This is a genomic window from Belliella buryatensis (assembly GCF_900188245.1).
Classification (GTDB): Bacteria; Bacteroidota; Bacteroidia; order Cytophagales; family Cyclobacteriaceae; genus Belliella; species Belliella buryatensis.
This window is the reverse complement of the sequence record NZ_FZOK01000014.1, coordinates 95,344-111,706: the sequence shown is the minus strand read 5'-3', so window position 1 is coordinate 111,706 and position 16,363 is coordinate 95,344. Positions and strand designations below refer to the sequence as shown.

At 36.3% G+C, this 16,363-nt stretch carries 16 protein-coding genes; 9 read left to right on the top strand and 7 right to left on the bottom strand.

The features are described from left to right. The first annotated feature begins 22 nt into the window (after positions 1-22). Together CHB66_RS14400 and CHB66_RS14395 are read left to right on the top strand one after the other, a co-directional pair. Positions 23-466, top strand: coding sequence for a hypothetical protein (locus CHB66_RS14400; protein WP_089242140.1), 444 nt, complete (start codon positions 23-25; stop codon positions 464-466). Then, complete coding sequence (locus CHB66_RS14395; RefSeq protein ID WP_089242114.1) at positions 463-1,107, top strand: flavin reductase family protein; 645 nt, start codon at positions 463-465, stop codon at positions 1,105-1,107. Before CHB66_RS14400 ends, CHB66_RS14395 begins: the two co-directional genes overlap by 4 nt. Before the next feature lie 130 nt (positions 1,108-1,237). Here CHB66_RS14395 and CHB66_RS14390 read toward each other — a convergent pair whose 3' ends face one another. Next, on the bottom strand, positions 1,238-2,401 hold the full coding sequence (locus tag CHB66_RS14390) for a DUF4221 family protein (RefSeq protein WP_089242113.1): 1,164 nt from the start codon (positions 2,399-2,401) through the stop codon (positions 1,238-1,240). Positions 2,402-2,679: 278 nt separating this feature from the next. Between CHB66_RS14390 and CHB66_RS14385 the strand changes: the two genes are divergently transcribed. The 6 genes from CHB66_RS14385 (at position 2,680) to hemL (ending at position 10,404) form a co-directional block, all read left to right on the top strand. Next, the gene (locus CHB66_RS14385) at positions 2,680-2,928 is read left to right on the top strand and encodes a hypothetical protein (RefSeq protein ID WP_089242112.1); all 249 of its coding nucleotides are present in this window, start codon (positions 2,680-2,682) and stop codon (positions 2,926-2,928) included. Between the two features lie 130 nt (positions 2,929-3,058). Beyond that, positions 3,059-4,204 carry a hypothetical protein gene (locus CHB66_RS14380; RefSeq protein ID WP_089242111.1) on the top strand — a complete coding sequence of 382 codons (1,146 nt, stop codon included), beginning with the start codon at positions 3,059-3,061 and terminating at the stop codon, positions 4,202-4,204. Positions 4,205-4,223: 19 nt separating this feature from the next. Continuing rightward, positions 4,224-5,231 (top strand): ligase-associated DNA damage response exonuclease, encoded by a 1,008-nt coding sequence (locus CHB66_RS14375; protein WP_089242110.1) that lies wholly within the window; start codon positions 4,224-4,226, stop codon positions 5,229-5,231. A 76-nt stretch (positions 5,232-5,307) separates the two neighbouring features. Continuing rightward, positions 5,308-6,837, top strand: coding sequence for a glutamine-hydrolyzing GMP synthase (gene guaA / locus CHB66_RS14370; protein WP_089242109.1), 1,530 nt, complete (start codon positions 5,308-5,310; stop codon positions 6,835-6,837). A gap of 464 nt (positions 6,838-7,301) precedes the next feature. Continuing rightward, positions 7,302-8,966: an ABC transporter substrate-binding protein gene (locus CHB66_RS14365; RefSeq protein WP_089242108.1), complete on the top strand. Its 1,665-nt coding sequence runs from the start codon at positions 7,302-7,304 to the stop codon at positions 8,964-8,966. Between the two features lie 142 nt (positions 8,967-9,108). After that, complete coding sequence (hemL, locus tag CHB66_RS14360; RefSeq protein ID WP_089242107.1) at positions 9,109-10,404, top strand: glutamate-1-semialdehyde 2,1-aminomutase; 1,296 nt, start codon at positions 9,109-9,111, stop codon at positions 10,402-10,404. A 371-nt stretch (positions 10,405-10,775) separates the two neighbouring features. On the opposite strand, the gene CHB66_RS14350 is transcribed toward hemL, so the two are convergent. After that, the gene (locus CHB66_RS14350) at positions 10,776-11,807 is read right to left on the bottom strand and encodes a DUF3667 domain-containing protein (protein ID WP_089242105.1); all 1,032 of its coding nucleotides are present in this window, start codon (positions 11,805-11,807) and stop codon (positions 10,776-10,778) included. 176 nt (positions 11,808-11,983) lie between these two features. Between CHB66_RS14350 and CHB66_RS14345 the strand changes: the two genes are divergently transcribed. After that, a complete protein-coding gene (locus CHB66_RS14345) occupies positions 11,984-12,334 on the top strand; it encodes a Spx/MgsR family RNA polymerase-binding regulatory protein (RefSeq protein WP_089242104.1) in 351 nt (116 codons plus the stop codon). Between the two features lie 521 nt (positions 12,335-12,855). Here the strand turns inward: CHB66_RS14345 and CHB66_RS14340 are convergent. The 5 genes from CHB66_RS14340 to CHB66_RS14320 all read right to left on the bottom strand — a co-directional run bounded on the left by CHB66_RS14340 (position 12,856) and on the right by CHB66_RS14320 (position 16,138). Continuing rightward, entirely contained in the window at positions 12,856-13,860 is a 1,005-nt protein-coding gene (locus CHB66_RS14340) for a HipA domain-containing protein (protein ID WP_089242103.1), read from the bottom strand. A gap of 84 nt (positions 13,861-13,944) precedes the next feature. Beyond that, the gene (locus CHB66_RS14335) at positions 13,945-14,271 is read right to left on the bottom strand and encodes a HipA N-terminal domain-containing protein (protein WP_089242102.1); all 327 of its coding nucleotides are present in this window, start codon (positions 14,269-14,271) and stop codon (positions 13,945-13,947) included. Then, positions 14,268-14,486 (bottom strand): helix-turn-helix domain-containing protein, encoded by a 219-nt coding sequence (locus CHB66_RS14330; RefSeq protein ID WP_089242101.1) that lies wholly within the window; start codon positions 14,484-14,486, stop codon positions 14,268-14,270. Before CHB66_RS14330 ends, CHB66_RS14335 begins: the two co-directional genes overlap by 4 nt. Positions 14,487-14,892: 406 nt before the next feature. After that, a complete protein-coding gene (locus CHB66_RS17250; RefSeq protein WP_089242100.1) occupies positions 14,893-15,222 on the bottom strand; it encodes an SdpI family protein in 330 nt (109 codons plus the stop codon). A gap of 526 nt (positions 15,223-15,748) precedes the next feature. Further along, entirely contained in the window at positions 15,749-16,138 is a 390-nt protein-coding gene (locus CHB66_RS14320; RefSeq protein WP_089242099.1) for a hypothetical protein, read from the bottom strand. Positions 16,139-16,363 lie beyond the last annotated feature (225 nt).

The window sequence follows — 16,363 nt, the reverse complement described above, 5'->3', positions numbered from 1 at the left end:
ATCCAATCTAACCTCCATGACAATGAACGCAACAGTAAATCTTATTGAAACAAATAATTTTGAACTGATATTTGAGGAAAGGGACGCCAAAGTATATGCAAGTCCGGAAAAAGGAATAGTTATCTGTGAATTGCTCTCTGATTATGTTCCCATTGATAATTTCAAAAGCATCTTTTTGAGAATCTCTGAAATCATCAAACAAGGTGGCTATACCAAATTTATATTCGATAAAAGAGCTTTGAGAGCATTTCATCAGCCGAGTATGGAATGGTACTTTTTGCATTGGAAAAATGAAATGCTGGAATATGGAGTCTCACAGCATAGAAAAATTCTTCCAGCTGAAAAGTGGTTTGAGAAAATGGTCATGATTGCCAAAGAACAAATCCTCAAAAATAATCCTGACAACATCATCGAGAAACTGGATATCAGATATTGTAATTCTATAGAAGAAGCAATTGCTATATGATGAAAGTTTTCGCCAAACAATCCCTGCTAGAATCTGATTCAGCATTTAGAAGGGATTTTGTCAATGCGCTAGCGGGCTACAAAAGCCTAAACCTTATCGGGTCGAAAAGTCATGCAGGACAAACCAACTTAGCACCTTTTTCTCAAGTATTTCACATTGGAGCAAGTCCTCCATTGGTTGGGATATTGTTTCGCCCACATACTGTAGAAAGACATACGCTTGAAAATATCCTGGAGACCGAGTGTTTCACCCTCAATCATGTGCATGAATCTTTTTACCAACAGGCACATCAGACGGCAGCGAGCTACAAAGAGTCTGAGTTTGCAGCAACAGGATTAAATGAAGCCTATAAAAATGATTTTTTTGCTCCTTTTGTAGAAGGTAGTAGAGTTCAATTGGCTTGTAAACTGGTCGAAAAACAAACCTTACAGGTAAACGGAACGGTATTGATCATCGCTTCTATCGAAGAAGTTTATGTGGATGCCGAAGGGCTTAGAGCAGATGGCTCCTTGGATTTGGAAGCCTTGGGAACTGTGACGGTATCGGGCTTGGATGAATATTATGTAGGAAAGAGATTGGCTAAATTGAGTTATCCTAAACCAGGGAAGGATTTGGAGGTTTTAATCGGTTCTGATGATTAGTGAATATTGGCAAAACAGCGGATAATCAAATTGATTCGTATAAGTTTATAATTACAATTTTCAATGAGCTCACATTTTAACCTCAAGTATGTTGATTAGAAACCACTCTATGGAGAACAAAATTATATACCTATTTATAAACTAGATCAATAGAATTAAAGAATAAGGTGTCTTCTATGCCTGCTTCCAAATTGAATTCTTGAATGTTTTTATTCCAGAAGAAAGAACCTTTTCGAAAAAAAGAATAATACATCTCAGCACTTTCATATGGTATACGATCAATTTCCTGAAAATCAGAATTCAATAAAATCAACTCCCTTTTACTTTTAAATTTTCGGTTTAAGTAATCTTGCTCGGAAAGTCCAGCTCTGACCTCTCTGATATAAATATCATTCTCAATATCATATAGTATTTTCTCATAGGAACTATTCATCCAAAAGTAAAAATTACTTAAAGCTGATTGTTCCACTAATGTATTGTTTTTGTCGGTTTCTATCGGATTTTTGACTAGATCACTCTTTGCTCCATAAACCTCCGGATTAGACTTAAAGTCAGTTACATAGAGTTTATCGGACAAAGGGAAACTCACTATAAACTTATCCAACTTTGGGTTGTATACTATGTCGAGCATTTTCAATTGTTGAGAAATTTTTCTGTTTTTATAAATTTCAGGATAATCTAATTCAAACTCTTCCATTTCTCCATTTTTCAAACTTATCTTCGAGATTCTATTGGGGGGGTGCACATAATCTTCTGGAATGGTAGGCGGATAAACTGGTAAAGACTGCATGTAGACAAAACCATTCCTATATGCAATAGGAGACTTTGGTAAAACAGAGCCAAAACCAATGGGGTGGTTCGCAAGAGAAATCTTTTTATAGACCTCTCCGTTAATATTTGCGAGATAAATTGTCTTAAACATTCCGCTGTAAAAAATCAGAGAATCGGAATTAACATAATGAAATCCAAAAGGGTACATCAGCCCTTGAAGTGAATTAGGGCCATCCCAATTAAATGTAATCTTTTGATCCATGGATTTAGAATCGAGATCATAGACTTGTAAGGTGTTAGAGTTTTGATTAAAAAGGAAATACACTTCCTTATCGCCAATTTTTCCTTTCGAGTTCAAGCGATTGTAAAGTGAAGTCTCAGAATCTAACGGCAATTTGAAATCTTCTTCTATTTTAGTTTGAGATTTAGGTAAAGATTGAGTAGTCTCATTTTGTGGGGCACTACAAGCGGCTACTAACATGCTATAAAGAAGCATGGGCCAAAATTTTATCTTATTTTTCATATTTGTTAATTCACAAAATTCCTCTTAGGAGAATTACCTTCCTGAGTGATGTTTTAAAATAATTACGAATTAATGGTTCTTCAAAATAACAGAAGGGGCCTTTATTATGAATTTAACATGCCACATATTGCCCCTCTTCACTGCTGCCAGAAAAACATTTACCTACAGTTTGCCATTTTAATGTGGTTAAAAATGTGGTAGACATTATTATATTGCCTAAGACAAGAAAATTATTTTTTTTCATTTTAAACATGATTTAAATATGAATATTTTATTTGATGAAATCAAACTACGACATTTTTTTCAAAATTTTTGAAGTAGAAAATCTAAAATATGTGGATCCGAAAGAGGAGCTTTTGATTTTAGATGAAAATTTCAATCAACTAGGAACCTACCAACATGATGGGAGTGGAATTCTTTATACTTTTTACAAAGACAGAACCTTTTATTTCAACAAAGATATCCGAAAATTCAATCTCGATGTTGGAAATGAAGATACACTGTACCTCAATGGAATTAAGTATTGAGTATCATTTTCTTTATGGTTTAATTGATCCCTAAATTCCCCCACTTCATCACTTTTAAGCTAATTTTGACAGCTTATTTTTTGATTATAAATTTTTATTAGTTTAGTTTAAGTCCACTAATTTTATTGCTATGAATAAGCTATTTGTTTTTGTGCTTTCAGGGCTTTTGCTTTCAAGTTTACTTTCTTGTGGTTCTTCTGACAAACAGGAAAATGCGACTTTCGAAAATCTTGAATTGACTATTATTGACAGTCTTCAAATTGATCACCTCGGTCAACTCTACATGATTGACCTCAAGGAAGATCAGTCCGAATTCCTCCTCTATGATATATTGACCAATGAGTTTCTGAGGGTGAACAAAAAAGGAGAGATCCTTCAGCAAGTCAACCGAACAGGTGATGGGAAAGACAATTATCAATCAGATTATTTCCTTACTGCACAGTATCTTGATTCAGGTGATATTTTGATAGAGACATTCGGACAACAGTTCATCTATGATGGAGAATTCAATCTGAAAGAAAAAAGGAAGACTCCCTACAGCCCCATCACCAATCACATCATGGGTTCTACAGTCAACTTGCCAATAGGAGAGTGGATGTTTTCCTCTATCTTCAAAACAGAAGATAATAGAGAAAGTTTTTCTGAAAATTTTGGACTTGGCTATCCTTTGTTGTCTTTGTATAGCATCGAGGATTTCTCTATGCTAGCAAGAACAGAATTCCCCGCGGAAAGTCAAATGGTGCTCAACCCAGGAAGCTATAATTTTGACAGTCCTCTCGCTGTCTATCACAATAATGAACTTTATATCAATTTTTCCTCCTCACCAGAAATATATGTCTACAACTTACCTTCCATGGAGCTCAAAAGACAAATCTCCTTACAACCTGAGGAAAACTACAAGCAAAATGTACCCAGTGATCCAAATGAAAATTTCGGTAAATTCTTCAATAGAATCATCTATTCTACTTATGAAGGCTTCAATTTTTCAAATGGTTATTTAATTGCTTGGTACAAGGGGGGAGCACCAAAAGAAGAGGTAGATGAATTGCCTAGAAATGTGGTCGGGCAACCCGAATTTCAAGCCCTTCAAAAGAAATATGAAAAATACTATTATCAGATTTTCCAAGACGAAAACAAACTTTGGGAAGGGTATATGGATGTCAAACTAGAAAGCATCAGAAACTTGATGTTTTCTAGGTTAAAGATTGGTGAAAAAGAAGATGAAGTAGAAAAGGATTATGAAGTATTTTATTTCTATGGTGTAAACATTGACTAACCGGTGATGTTCTTTGGATATGTCTCTACTAGAATTGACCCCATCAGGACTTTATTGTCCACAGGCTGATGTATTTATAGATCCTTGGAAGCCTGTGGAGAGGGCAGTCATAACCCATGCCCATGCCGATCATGCCCGCTGGGGGATGAAGCATTACCTGGCGCATCATCATTCCGAACAAGTAATGCGGCTGAGGTTGGGACAGGATATTAATTTGGAGACACTGGAATATAGGGAACCAATTCACATCAATGGCGTGCAGATCTCGCTTCATCCAGCAGGCCATATCCCCGGATCTGCACAAGTCCGATTGGAATTCCAGGGGAAAGTCACTGTGGTCTCAGGAGATTATAAGGTAGAAGACGACGGATTGTCCACAGCCTTTGAACCTGTCAAATGTCACGAATTTGTTTCTGAATGTACTTTTGGAATGCCAATTTATAAATGGCAAGGTCAACAGCAAATCTTCAAAGAAATCAATCAATGGTGGAAAACCAATACCGAACAGGGTAGAAACTCGGTGCTATTTGCCTATTCGCTTGGGAAGGCGCAGCGGGTGATCAATCATTTGGATACTGCGATAGGTTCGATATTTGCCCATGACGCCATTTGGAATACCAATCAAGCTTTGATTACTAATGGCGTACCAGTCAGGGATATACCCAAAGTAACGCAAGAATTACCCAAAAGTGCATTCAATGGTGCCATGATCATCGCCCCTCCAGCAGCTATGGGCTCACCTTGGATGAAGAAGTTTGCGCCTTACAGGACAGGAGTTTGCTCGGGTTGGATGAACGTACGTGGAGCTAGAAGAAGGAGGGCAGTGGATACGGGTTTTGTGCTATCTGATCATGCAGATTGGCCAGGATTGATCCAAGCGATCAGGGCTACGGAGGCTGAGAAAGTCTACTTGACTCATGGGAGTACGGCGGTCTTTGAAAGGTATTTGGTAGAGACTTTTGGCATAGAAGCAGTATCACTGAACACACTTTTTGAAGGAGATAATGCCAATTTTAGCGAAGAGTAGAATTGGCAGCCAAATATTCTTTCGAAAATTTTGACGTTTAATTTTATCAATTGTCAAGGGCTGCTTACCTTTGCGCATGGCAGAACAGATTTTGATCCTAGATTTTGGTTCTCAATACACACAACTCATCGCTCGAAGAGTTAGAGAACTCAACGTATATTGTGAAATTCACCCTTACAATAAGATTCCAGAAATTACAGATGATATCAAAGGAGTAATCCTTTCGGGAAGTCCTTGCTCGGTAAGAGATGAAGGCTCACCTGATTTGGACTTAGATATTTTTAGAGGCAAACTCCCCCTTTTGGGCGTATGCTATGGCTCACAACTTTTGGCTCAAAAATACGGAGGAGAGGTGCTTCCTTCCGAAATCAGAGAATATGGACGCGCCAACTTAAACCATATTGATACCCACTATGATCTACTCAAAGAAATGACCCATGGATCGACCGTTTGGATGTCACATGGAGATACCATCAAGGAATTGCCTGATGGATTTGATGTAATAGCAAGTACTTCATCTGTTAAGGTAGCAGCTTTCAAAATCCAAAATGAAGAAACTTACGGCATACAGTTTCATCCAGAAGTGACCCATTCTGTAGAAGGAAAGAACCTGCTGAGAAACTTTGTTGTCAACATCTGTGGCTGTAGCCAAGACTGGACTTCTGATGTATTTATCGATGCAACAGTAGCCGAACTAAAAGCCAAAATCGGCAATGATAAAGTAGTCATGGGCTTGTCAGGAGGGGTTGATTCCTCCGTCGCAGCGACTTTGATCCACCGTGCTATCGGTTCCAACTTATACTGTGTTTTTGTAGATAATGGATTGCTGAGAAAAAATGAATTCGAGGAGGTCTTACACTCCTACAAAGACATGGGACTCAATGTGATCGGTGTAGATGCCAAGCAGCGTTTTTATGATGCGCTTGCAAGTATTTCTGATCCTGAAGCAAAAAGAAAAGCCATTGGCAATGCTTTCATTGAAGTATTTGATGATGAAGCCAATAAACTCGAAGGAGTGAAATGGTTAGGGCAAGGGACAATTTATCCAGATGTGATCGAATCTGTCTCTGTCAAAGGACCTTCAGCCACAATCAAGTCGCACCACAACGTAGGCGGTCTTCCTGATTTCATGAAATTGTCTGTCGTTGAGCCACTAAATACCCTCTTCAAAGACGAAGTGAGAGAAGTGGGAAGAGCTTTGGAAATTCCTGAAACGATCGTAGGAAGACACCCATTCCCAGGACCAGGACTTGCCATAAGAATTTTAGGAGATATTACAGCCGAAAAAGTAAAGACACTCCAAGAAGTAGATTACATCTTCATCCAAGGCCTCAAAGACCATGGTCTTTACGATCAGGTATGGCAAGCTGGAGCAATTCTACTTCCAATCCAATCTGTCGGAGTGATGGGAGATGAAAGAACCTATGAAAAAGTGGTTGCGCTTAGAGCCGTCGGTTCTGTAGATGGCATGACTGCTGATTGGATTCACCTCCCTTATGAATTCCTTGGCAAAATCTCCAACGAAATCATCAACAGAGTGAAAGGCGTCAACAGAGTAGTCTATGACATCTCCTCCAAGCCACCTGCGACGATTGAATGGGAGTAAAAGTGAGCAATTCTTGAAACAAACTTCATATAGTAGAATTACACCCAAAACTAATTTTGAAGCTTCAAATAACGGATTTCAATATACTCCATCCTATACGATTTTCCTTAAGTGAAAATTGTATAGGATGGGGGTTTTTAATTTTATGATACCTGTATCCACTTTTTATGCACCTAGCCAAACAATAGATTTTTGGGTGTGAATTTTCAAATTAGGTTGACTGCCGACTGTTGACAGTCGACGACTTCTGCACATTTAACCTTCTTGATAACCTCCCTTACATAAAAGCTGCTACTCATATTTTTCTTTTCTATAACCGCAAAATGGATTAAATTCGTATCCCATTTCAATCGGAATGATATTTGTCCAAATCTTTATAAAATAGCCTCAATCTGGACTGTTTTATAATCATGAAATGTACTTCAATCAAGCCCAATGGCTTTTGAAAAACGAGATATAATCCTATGAAAAGTATTTTCCTGTTGCCCTTGTTTCTGCTTTCATTTTTTGTTCAAGTACAAGCACAAGACCCACTAAATAATTATAACAGAGCCAAAACGCTCATCAGTTATGGTAATTATAAAGATGCCATGGATCTGCTTCGCCCTTATATGGATGAAAAGCAATTTGGTAATCTTTCTAATTATGCCACTTTCTATTTTGCTCAGGCAGCTTTTCTGAACAAACAAACTGCGCTCGCTAAAGCTTCGCTCTCACCTTTAATTGAAAATGCCCGTTGGGAGAAAATTGAAGATGTGAGGTACCTGATGGCTTTGGTTCATTTTGAAGAGGAAAGCTTTTCAGATGGCTTAGGACAAATTCTTTTGATCACAGATGAAGATCTAAAAAAAGAAGCTGAAAATGCTACCTACAATTACTTAAAGAATGCTTCCTTGAGCTACATGGTAGGTAATATAGCTAAATATGAATCAAATAAAGGTTTTTTGCTAGCGCTCAAAGAACAGCTGGAAAGACAAACCGTCATGTCCTCCAATGACCGAAATATCTACAATCAAATCAAAGATGTAAGGGTAGAAGGTCAAAAGGACCTTACACCTCAAGTCAAGCGAGATGATGTGCTGGATATTGCAGTTGTTCTACCCTTCAACTACAATGGAGGTACTGATGTCAGACGACTAAATTCCACGAATTTCATTTTTGAACTGTATCAAGGGATCAATTTCGCGATAGAAGAAGCAAAAAGAAGAGGACTTAAGGTCAATGTCAAATCCTTTGACACGCAAAGAAACCCGGATAGAACACGCAGCATCTTAGCAGATCCATTTTTTAATGTAGCAGATGTGATCATCGGACCACTTTACCCAGAAGAAATGGATGTCGTGGCCGCATTCTCTGAGGAAAAAGGAATTCCATTTATCAATCCACTCTCCAACATTGACGATAAACTTGAGACTTTTAATTTTGCTTACTTATTCAGACCTTCTATCAACTCGATCGCAGAAGGAGTATTAGATTTTGCTAGAAAAAATATAGAAGGAAAGAGAGTTGCAATTGCTTACTCTACGGCTACCAGAGATGAAATGCTTGCTAAGAGATTAGCAGAGGAGGCCAATAGATTTGGCTATCAAATAGTCGCTAATGAACGTGTCAATGAGAGAAACATCAGAGACTTCTTTGATAGAATCAATTTGAAAAGAGGCAATGAAAATCCAAAGGCAGATATGATCATCATACTCTCTGATGATCCCAATGTGGCTTCTCCGACTTTCGGCTTGCTAGAGTCTATTTCCCGAGAAATCCCCGTTTTGGTTATGGATAGTTGGCTCTATTTCAATTTCGCCAACTTCGAAATGCTGCAAAGCCAAAATTTCCACTTCATTGCCAACAATACGATGAAATTTGGAAGCCAAGAATTGGAGGATTTTAGAGAGGGCTTTTACACCAAATATCAAGTTTACCCTTCTCTAAATGCACATTTGGGTTATGAATTAATGACATGGCTTTCTGGAACAATTAACAATTCCAGAGGTTTTGATTTTAGAAATAATTTAAATCAAATGACCCAAACGCAAGGAAGGATTTCATATGGTTTAGACTTTAGGAATAGCAATAACAATCGCTTTGTCCCCATCCTTCAACTTGAAAAAGGCGTGTTGGAAATGAAGTAGTCAACAGTCTACTGTCAACTGTCAACAGTTGACCATAGACCACAGTCCTTCTATTTTGAGAACTTCAGTATTGCATGGTCGGTTGACCGTCGACTGTCGACCAAATATCAAAAACCAGTGTTAATAAATAAACCAAAAATAAATGCAAATCAGCAAAAGCAAAGCCTTGTTTGAAAAGGCTCAGAATTATATTCCTGGTGGTGTCAACTCCCCTGTTCGAGCTTTTAGAGCGGTAGGAGGGAACCCGATCTTCATTGAAAAAGCTGACGGAGCACATATCTATGATGCTGATGGCAATAGCTACCTAGAACTGATCAACAGTTGGGGCCCAATGATCCTTGGGCACAATCATCCCATGATCAAGGAGGCAGTCATTAAAGCCATGGAAAATGGAACATCCTTTGGTGCACCAACTGCCAGAGAAGTGGAAATCGCTGAATTGATCACCAAAATGGTACCATCGGTAGAGAAAGTCCGTATGGTGAATTCCGGTACTGAAGCGACCATGTCTGCGATCAGAGTGGCTAGAGGGTTTACTGGAAGGGATAAGTTCATCAAAATGGAAGGACACTATCATGGACATGGAGACTCCTTTTTGATCGCTGCTGGCTCAGGTGCCATGACTATGGGCAATCCCGATTCACCCGGGGTCACTAAAGGAACAGCCAAAGACACTTTGCTAGCTCCATACAATGACCTAGAAGCTATAGAGCAACTAATTTCAGCGAATAAAGGTGAAATTGCTGCACTGATTCTGGAGCCTGTACCAGGTAATATGGGATTGGTTACACCCAAACCTGGATATCTAGAAGGACTAAGGAAAATCTGTGACAGAGAAGGGATAGTTCTGATTTTTGATGAAGTGATGACAGGCTTTCGCTTGGCAAAAGGTGGAGCTCAAGAACTCTTTGGTGTAACTCCAGACATGACCACGCTAGGTAAAATCATCGGTGGAGGAATGCCTGTTGGTGCCTACGGTGGCAAAAAAGAAATCATGGAGTTCGTATCACCAGCAGGGCCAGTTTACCAAGCTGGAACACTTTCTGGAAATCCTATTGCCATGGCGGCAGGTTTGACCATGCTACAGTATTTGGATACACATGACGAAGTCTACGAGCAACTCAATGCCATAGGGGATAAGTTAGTGGCAGGAATTCAAGCTTCTTTGAATAAACTTGATCTCAATTACACCATCAATCACTTAGGTAGTATGTACAGTTTATTCTTCACTGACAAAGAGATCTTTGATTTTGCTTCTGCAAAACAGGCAGATACAGCGCTTTTTGGAAAATACTTCCAAGCCATGCTGCACAGAGGAGTGTATTTAGCACCATCACAATTCGAGAGTTTATTCCTCTCCACAGCGCTGACTGACGAATATATCTCCCAGATTCTAGAAGCTAATGAGTCAGCCTTAAAAGAGGTACTTAATAGATAGAGCTTGCTGAAAAAGTCTCAGGTATGCCAGACCTGCCTACCGGTCAGGCAGGTTCAAAGCGGGAGAATGAAGATGTGCATTTATACTTCGAATGAGCCGAATGAAGAACCTGTCAAGTTGCCAGGCAGGGATAGTATGCCTGAGGCTAGCCTGAAAATTTCGAGTTTTGAAATTTTCAGGAGCACGGAAATCAAGCTAGATCATTGAATAAGCTTGCACTTGCTTAAAAAGAAAATATTTGTTAAATGCGGTATTCATCAAAATTTAAAGAATTTATTTTCCAGTTAGCGTTTTTCGGCACGCCCTAGATAAGTTTTGATCGAAAATTCCCTAACAAATAAAGCCCATTGATTAGAATAGTCAATGGGTTTTTACATCAATAACAAAGTGATATATAGCTCGATCATCAATCCTATAGACAAGAAGAACACATAAATATGACCCAAAAGAAAAAACTTTAAGAATGTTTTAAACCAACCTTGTCTATAGATTTTTTTAAAGGAGACATAAGTATATATAGATACCCAAATAAAAGCTAAGCCTATAACCCATTCAGAATTAAATTGTAAAAATTGGATCAATAAGATTCCAATACCATAGATCAAATAAGCAAAAGTGTGTAAATGCAAAGCATGAATTAAATGTTCGACAAAATAGTAATCTGAACGGATATAAAGTAACATCAGAATCCCTGCGAAAACAGGTAATAGGAGAAACATCATCAATGGTAGATTCCTAGCTACCCCACTTATAAAAAGGTTAGAATTGGCAATAAATGTCCGCTGCTTTTCTGGGCTTATTAAATCTCCAATCGAAAAAGAGGCTTTGGCTAAAGTCTTCTCAAACTCCACCATGCTGACATCAGGATCTTGAGCTAAAATCTTAATTTCCTTCCAATTGATCGATTCACTGGAGTCAGACAAACTTAAGCTATTAGATTTTTCTTTTTGATTCAGTATTTTTTTAGCAGCAGGATTTTTGGAAAGGATACTATCTAGCTCAGCTTTCTCCTTTTCAGTTAATTTCATTTTAATAGTTTCTGGGGATGAAAATGAAGCATTATTGAGGTATACATCAAAAATATTTTTTGGGATAATAAAACCGAAGATAAAGAAGTAAAAAAGAGAAAAAATCAAATATAACCTGATTGGATGGATGAATTTCTTTCTCCTACCACTATTAAATGCTATGCTAAGCTTGCCAGGCTTGAATAAGAGAACTGGGATTGTTCTAAAAAAAGTTGAATCAAAATTGAGGTAATTTGAAAAAAAATCGGATAAAAAAATACCTATCGATACCCTTTGATCTTTATTCTCCTGTCCACATGCTGGGCAAAAGTCCTCTTCCTTTAATAAAGATTCCCCACAGTTGAGGCAGTGATCTAACTTTCTTGATTTTTTCATGTGCTTTGGCTAATTTTTAAAAATAAACATTCTTATTCACTTCTAAAATTGGTATTTTAGAAACTCAATAATTTTCAACGTTAAATAAATCAAGTATCCAATTAACGTTTAACGATTTTAACGCTTAACCTTTAACCTAATTAACCTAGTTAACTCAATCAACTAAACACAAAACCATGCAACTCAGAATATACGGAATCAAAAATTGTAACACGATGAAAAAGACCTTTGATTTTTTGGAATCAGAGGGCATTGAATACGAGTTCGTAGACTACAAAAAGCAAGCACCAAGTGCAGCTTTATTGGTGAAGTTCGCAGATAAAGTGGGTTTTGAGTCCTTGATCAATAAGCGTGGGACAACTTATAGAAAACTGGAAGATGAAGACAAGGAAAAGTTAGAATCAGAAAAATCAGCTTTGGCAGTATTAGCAGAAAAAAGCTCCATGATCAAAAGACCCATCGTGGAATTCCCCAACGGAGACTTGATATTGGGCTTTGAGCCAGAGGAGATAAAGGGGAAAATGTAAAAAAAAGCTATCCATCTTGGATAGCTTTTTCTGCTTTTAAAACTTAAACATTATGATTCTAACCGTTGAGAATTTTTTAAAATTATTAATTAAATATAAATAAAAAAAATAAACATCTTTAATTGTTTCTAAATAAATAAAAAGCGCTATCCTGATTCTGTTCTTGAGGGATTTCAAAGATTTTGTTTCAGCGGTTAGGTGTAGATTGCATCTGTTTCCACGGCTAGGTGTAGATTGTATCTACACCTTCAATATTTTTTTGAATCGACTTTGAAAAGTATTTGTCTTTTTTGAATCAGTGACCATCTGTTCAATCCGCTAAATCAGCGTTCTATTTGATAATGAAAAGCGTATGACAATGCCATAATTTTATGTTTATGGGAATAATCAAAAAAGCCCCTTGTTTTTTGACCTTCTAATTTTGGGTGCTCATAACCAAAAAATGATGTTTTGGCTGTGTTTAAACGTTTTTATTAATCGTGTTAATGTTAAAATTTAATATTCCTCAAAAGAAAGATCTCTTATACTTTAATCAATTGTTTTAATCTTCCTTGATACGATTGGTAATAATTTCTTTTAGTGGTATCATTTAGAAAGGAAGCAGCCACCATTTTTTCAACAAAATCTGATTTGGAAATCATCAAAGACATAATACTTTGAAAAGTCTTTTTATTGATTTCTGCTAACTCAGCAAGCTTAGCAAATTGCGAAGCCATATTGCCTTGGGATAGATTTCTAGGCAATAGTCCATCGTCTAATGCAAAGTCTTTATCTTCTACATGAATACGGCTGTTGAGCAAATCATAAGCTGGGCTTAGTCGATAATCTCCAAAAGATGTTTCAAGTATAGAAAAATTTTTATAATGGGCATCTCCATTAGAAAAGAGATAGTTAAAGATAAGAATTTTCAAAAGTTTAGGAGCTTCTATCTTGTAAGTAGTTAGATAGTTACGCATTAATTCAAATATTTCTAGATAATTTCCGAGATACTTATAATGCTCCCCATGGGTTTGAGGGGTTCTTTTTGCTAAGGAAGCAAAGTCTTCTTGGGCTAGTTTCCTCAGCTGTCCAGTAAGTAAGAGGCTATCTTCTTTGATATCAAATCTTTTGGTGATATAAGCAGGTGTACCATCTTGAAAAAAAATCAATGCATTTTCTGCTGTCTCTATTCCATAAATCTGACGGGCAACCTGCATGGTTAAATGCTCGTTGGCGGGCATTTGATCTGGTTTTTTACCAGCCCCTGGAATTGGCTTCAAGATATGGGTGCCTTGTTCATTGTCATGAATAAGTCTTAGCTTGTTTTTGTCGAGCAATACAGAAAATTTTTCTTGTACACCTGATATCGACATGCTTTTTCGATTTTCTTCAAACAGCTGATCAGTTGCTGGGTCAGACGCGGGAGAATCGTAAGGCAAAACATGGTGCACCTTTTTGCCCTGAAAAACCCTATTCATGGCAGTTCTACTGTAGGTGTCAAAACCTTCGGATAATGTTCCCGGGCAATATTTAATTTCATTTATCATTTAATTTTTTCGAAAGTCAAATGGATCTCGAATTTAAGATTAAGGAAGTAATATCATTGAAAATGCTCGTATAAGGCAAACCCATCAATCTTCTAGTTTAATAATTCTTACTGCACCAATGCTATCATGCTTTGCCGTAGTCATAAGCAAACCAAAGTGATCTTCTTGATCGATTCTATTTAGCTTGCATACCACTTGTTTGTTAGAGCCTTCTGGAAGCATATTAAAAAAAAATGGAAACAGGTACTTAGAATCAAACTCTTTTTCAAGCTTAGGTAACGTAAGACTGATGTTTCGCTTACTGTTGTTGGCAACCCAGTCATCATGATAGCGAAATGAAAACGAACCATCATCATGCTGTGTCAAGATACCCGCTTCTTCATTCTTGAATAATACTTTGGCTTTTCTCATTTATCTGCTGCTATATTTTTTATTTTTAGGCAAACCTCCATACCCAACACATCGGACAGCTTATGCAACGTTAATAGAGTTGGATTTCCCTTCCCGCTTTCAAATTGTTTTAGTGTTCTTAACCCGACACCTGATAGTTCTGCTAATGTTTCCTGTGTTACTTGCAGTGCTTCCCTACGCTCTTTGATCGTCTTTATTATTTCTGTAAAGTGCATTATACGGCATTATTTTATGTAAATGTAATGTTGATTTTCTAAAAATCAATGAAAAGTGCGATAAAAAGCACTATCACGAACATATCCTGGTTTTCATCATAGAATTTTAACAAAAAGTGCATTTTAAAGCACTATTAAATAAGTAAAAGTATTTGTCTAGGTATGGTGAGTATAGCGGTTAAATTGATCCCCCGAAAGGCCAGTAAATAGCCTCTCCTAAAATTATGAAGCTAACCGTTGAGAATGAATCAATATAATTAATTAAAAGGCAAAATTCACAAAAAGCATCACTTGCCTTGGCCTCAATAGAAAACTTTGTTGAAGAATAAAAAACGAATCGACGCTAAAAGTACCGAAGTTACTTTAACTTAATATATTTAAACGAATTCACTAATAAATTACTTCATCAATTTTCTTTTAGTTTTTTTTCTGTGGCAAAAATTAATGCTAGCGTACCAACTATAAATTCTGAGAAAACTATGTAACCGATAAATTTATACGGTATTTCGCCAACAAACATCAACACTTGAGAGAAATATATAATAGGAAGTAAGAAAATCCAATTCTTAAAAAAATAATTTTGTGAGACATCCCAGTTTGCTTGGTTCTTCATTGACAATTTAGTCCTATAGCCAACAATTGGATTTATAGTCTTTGGTTTAACAAAATAGAACAGAATGACTATTAAAGTAATGACAATGTTTAACACCAATATTGCAACTAGAAATTTATTCATTTTTAGAAATTAAAGAATTGAAATTTTAAATTCTATTATTATTGAAATCAATCAAAATGAACTACTACTAATTTCTCTTTCAATGAGAACCATGAAATCAAATATAATTATAATTTATTAAAAAAAATAAAATAAAAAATAGACACATGTAATTATCCCTTACTAAATAAAAAAGCGCTATCCTTTTCCTATTCTTAAGGGTTTTCAAAGATTTTTTTTAGCAGCTAGGTGTAGATTGTATCTACACCTTCAATATTTTTTTGAATCGACTTTGAATAGTATTTTTCGTTTTTGAATCAGTGACCATCTGTTCGATCAGCGTTCTATTGGCATGTAAAAAGTTTTTGTTTAGCTATAGAGCCTATTGCTGGTTCTCCTACCCACTCAAAAAAAACACCAAAAACAAAATATTTTAAAATTTAAAACACTTTAGTGACTAAATGATTCTATCTACTCATTCAGTGGATCAATTGACGATTGTTTACATAATAATAGTTTCATAAAAGTAGAAATGCACATTATCACTCTATAAATAATACGAAAGACTTCTTCCGTTTTTATCTGCTTTGACAATATTATTGTTTTTCAAGTAACTCAATCTAACTGAAATAGAATTTTCCAACTTACTAATATCTGATTTGGGTTCTAATTGTTGAATCTTTTGGATGATTTCAGATTTATCCCCCTTCCCCATTTCTTTAAGTGCAAACAAGATTTTCTTGTCTAATTTAAGTTTATCAGAATATTGGTCTGGTATAAAACTTTCATCAGATTTGATAATGCTACGAGGCAAATTAACAAAACCCACACCTTCCATTGCTTTCAAAGCAGTGTCTATTTTTTCAATTTCAGTGATCAATGATTTTCTTTTTTCTTTTAAAAACTTGATAATCTCTTGCTCAGATAGTTCGGTCATGATGTATTTATTTAGAAATAAAGTTTGGAATGCTAAATTTAGAGAGTTTTTTTAATTTAAATTAAATTTTAAGATATATTAATTAAAAATGCCACCTTGTAGTATGAAATGCGATAATATTATTTAATTGCTTTTATTTTGGTTCTTATATAGTTAAATAGAACTGAAAAATGTTTAGAATGCCCTTTATGCTTTGTTTAGGAATAATTTCCTTCTTTTGGATTG

What these genes read in the sequence shown, in the direction of transcription:
- CHB66_RS14400 (WP_089242140.1), top strand. Translation starts at nt 23, where the DNA reads ATGAACGCAACAGTAAATCTTATTGAAACAAATAATTTTGAACTGATA.
- CHB66_RS14395 (WP_089242114.1), top strand. Translation starts at nt 463, where the DNA reads ATGATGAAAGTTTTCGCCAAACAATCCCTGCTAGAATCTGATTCAGCA.
- CHB66_RS14390 (WP_089242113.1), bottom strand. Translation starts at nt 2,401, where the DNA reads ATGAAAAATAAGATAAAATTTTGGCCCATGCTTCTTTATAGCATGTTA.
- CHB66_RS14385 (WP_089242112.1), top strand. Translation starts at nt 2,680, where the DNA reads ATGAAATCAAACTACGACATTTTTTTCAAAATTTTTGAAGTAGAAAAT.
- CHB66_RS14380 (WP_089242111.1), top strand. Translation starts at nt 3,059, where the DNA reads ATGAATAAGCTATTTGTTTTTGTGCTTTCAGGGCTTTTGCTTTCAAGT.
- CHB66_RS14375 (WP_089242110.1), top strand. Translation starts at nt 4,224, where the DNA reads ATGTCTCTACTAGAATTGACCCCATCAGGACTTTATTGTCCACAGGCT.
- guaA (WP_089242109.1), top strand. Translation starts at nt 5,308, where the DNA reads ATGGCAGAACAGATTTTGATCCTAGATTTTGGTTCTCAATACACACAA.
- CHB66_RS14365 (WP_089242108.1), top strand. Translation starts at nt 7,302, where the DNA reads ATGAAAAGTATTTTCCTGTTGCCCTTGTTTCTGCTTTCATTTTTTGTT.
- hemL (WP_089242107.1), top strand. Translation starts at nt 9,109, where the DNA reads ATGCAAATCAGCAAAAGCAAAGCCTTGTTTGAAAAGGCTCAGAATTAT.
- CHB66_RS14350 (WP_089242105.1), bottom strand. Translation starts at nt 11,807, where the DNA reads ATGAAAAAATCAAGAAAGTTAGATCACTGCCTCAACTGTGGGGAATCT.
- CHB66_RS14345 (WP_089242104.1), top strand. Translation starts at nt 11,984, where the DNA reads ATGCAACTCAGAATATACGGAATCAAAAATTGTAACACGATGAAAAAG.
- CHB66_RS14340 (WP_089242103.1), bottom strand. Translation starts at nt 13,860, where the DNA reads ATGATAAATGAAATTAAATATTGCCCGGGAACATTATCCGAAGGTTTT.
- CHB66_RS14335 (WP_089242102.1), bottom strand. Translation starts at nt 14,271, where the DNA reads ATGAGAAAAGCCAAAGTATTATTCAAGAATGAAGAAGCGGGTATCTTG.
- CHB66_RS14330 (WP_089242101.1), bottom strand. Translation starts at nt 14,486, where the DNA reads ATGCACTTTACAGAAATAATAAAGACGATCAAAGAGCGTAGGGAAGCA.
- CHB66_RS17250 (WP_089242100.1), bottom strand. Translation starts at nt 15,222, where the DNA reads ATGAATAAATTTCTAGTTGCAATATTGGTGTTAAACATTGTCATTACT.
- CHB66_RS14320 (WP_089242099.1), bottom strand. Translation starts at nt 16,138, where the DNA reads ATGACCGAACTATCTGAGCAAGAGATTATCAAGTTTTTAAAAGAAAAA.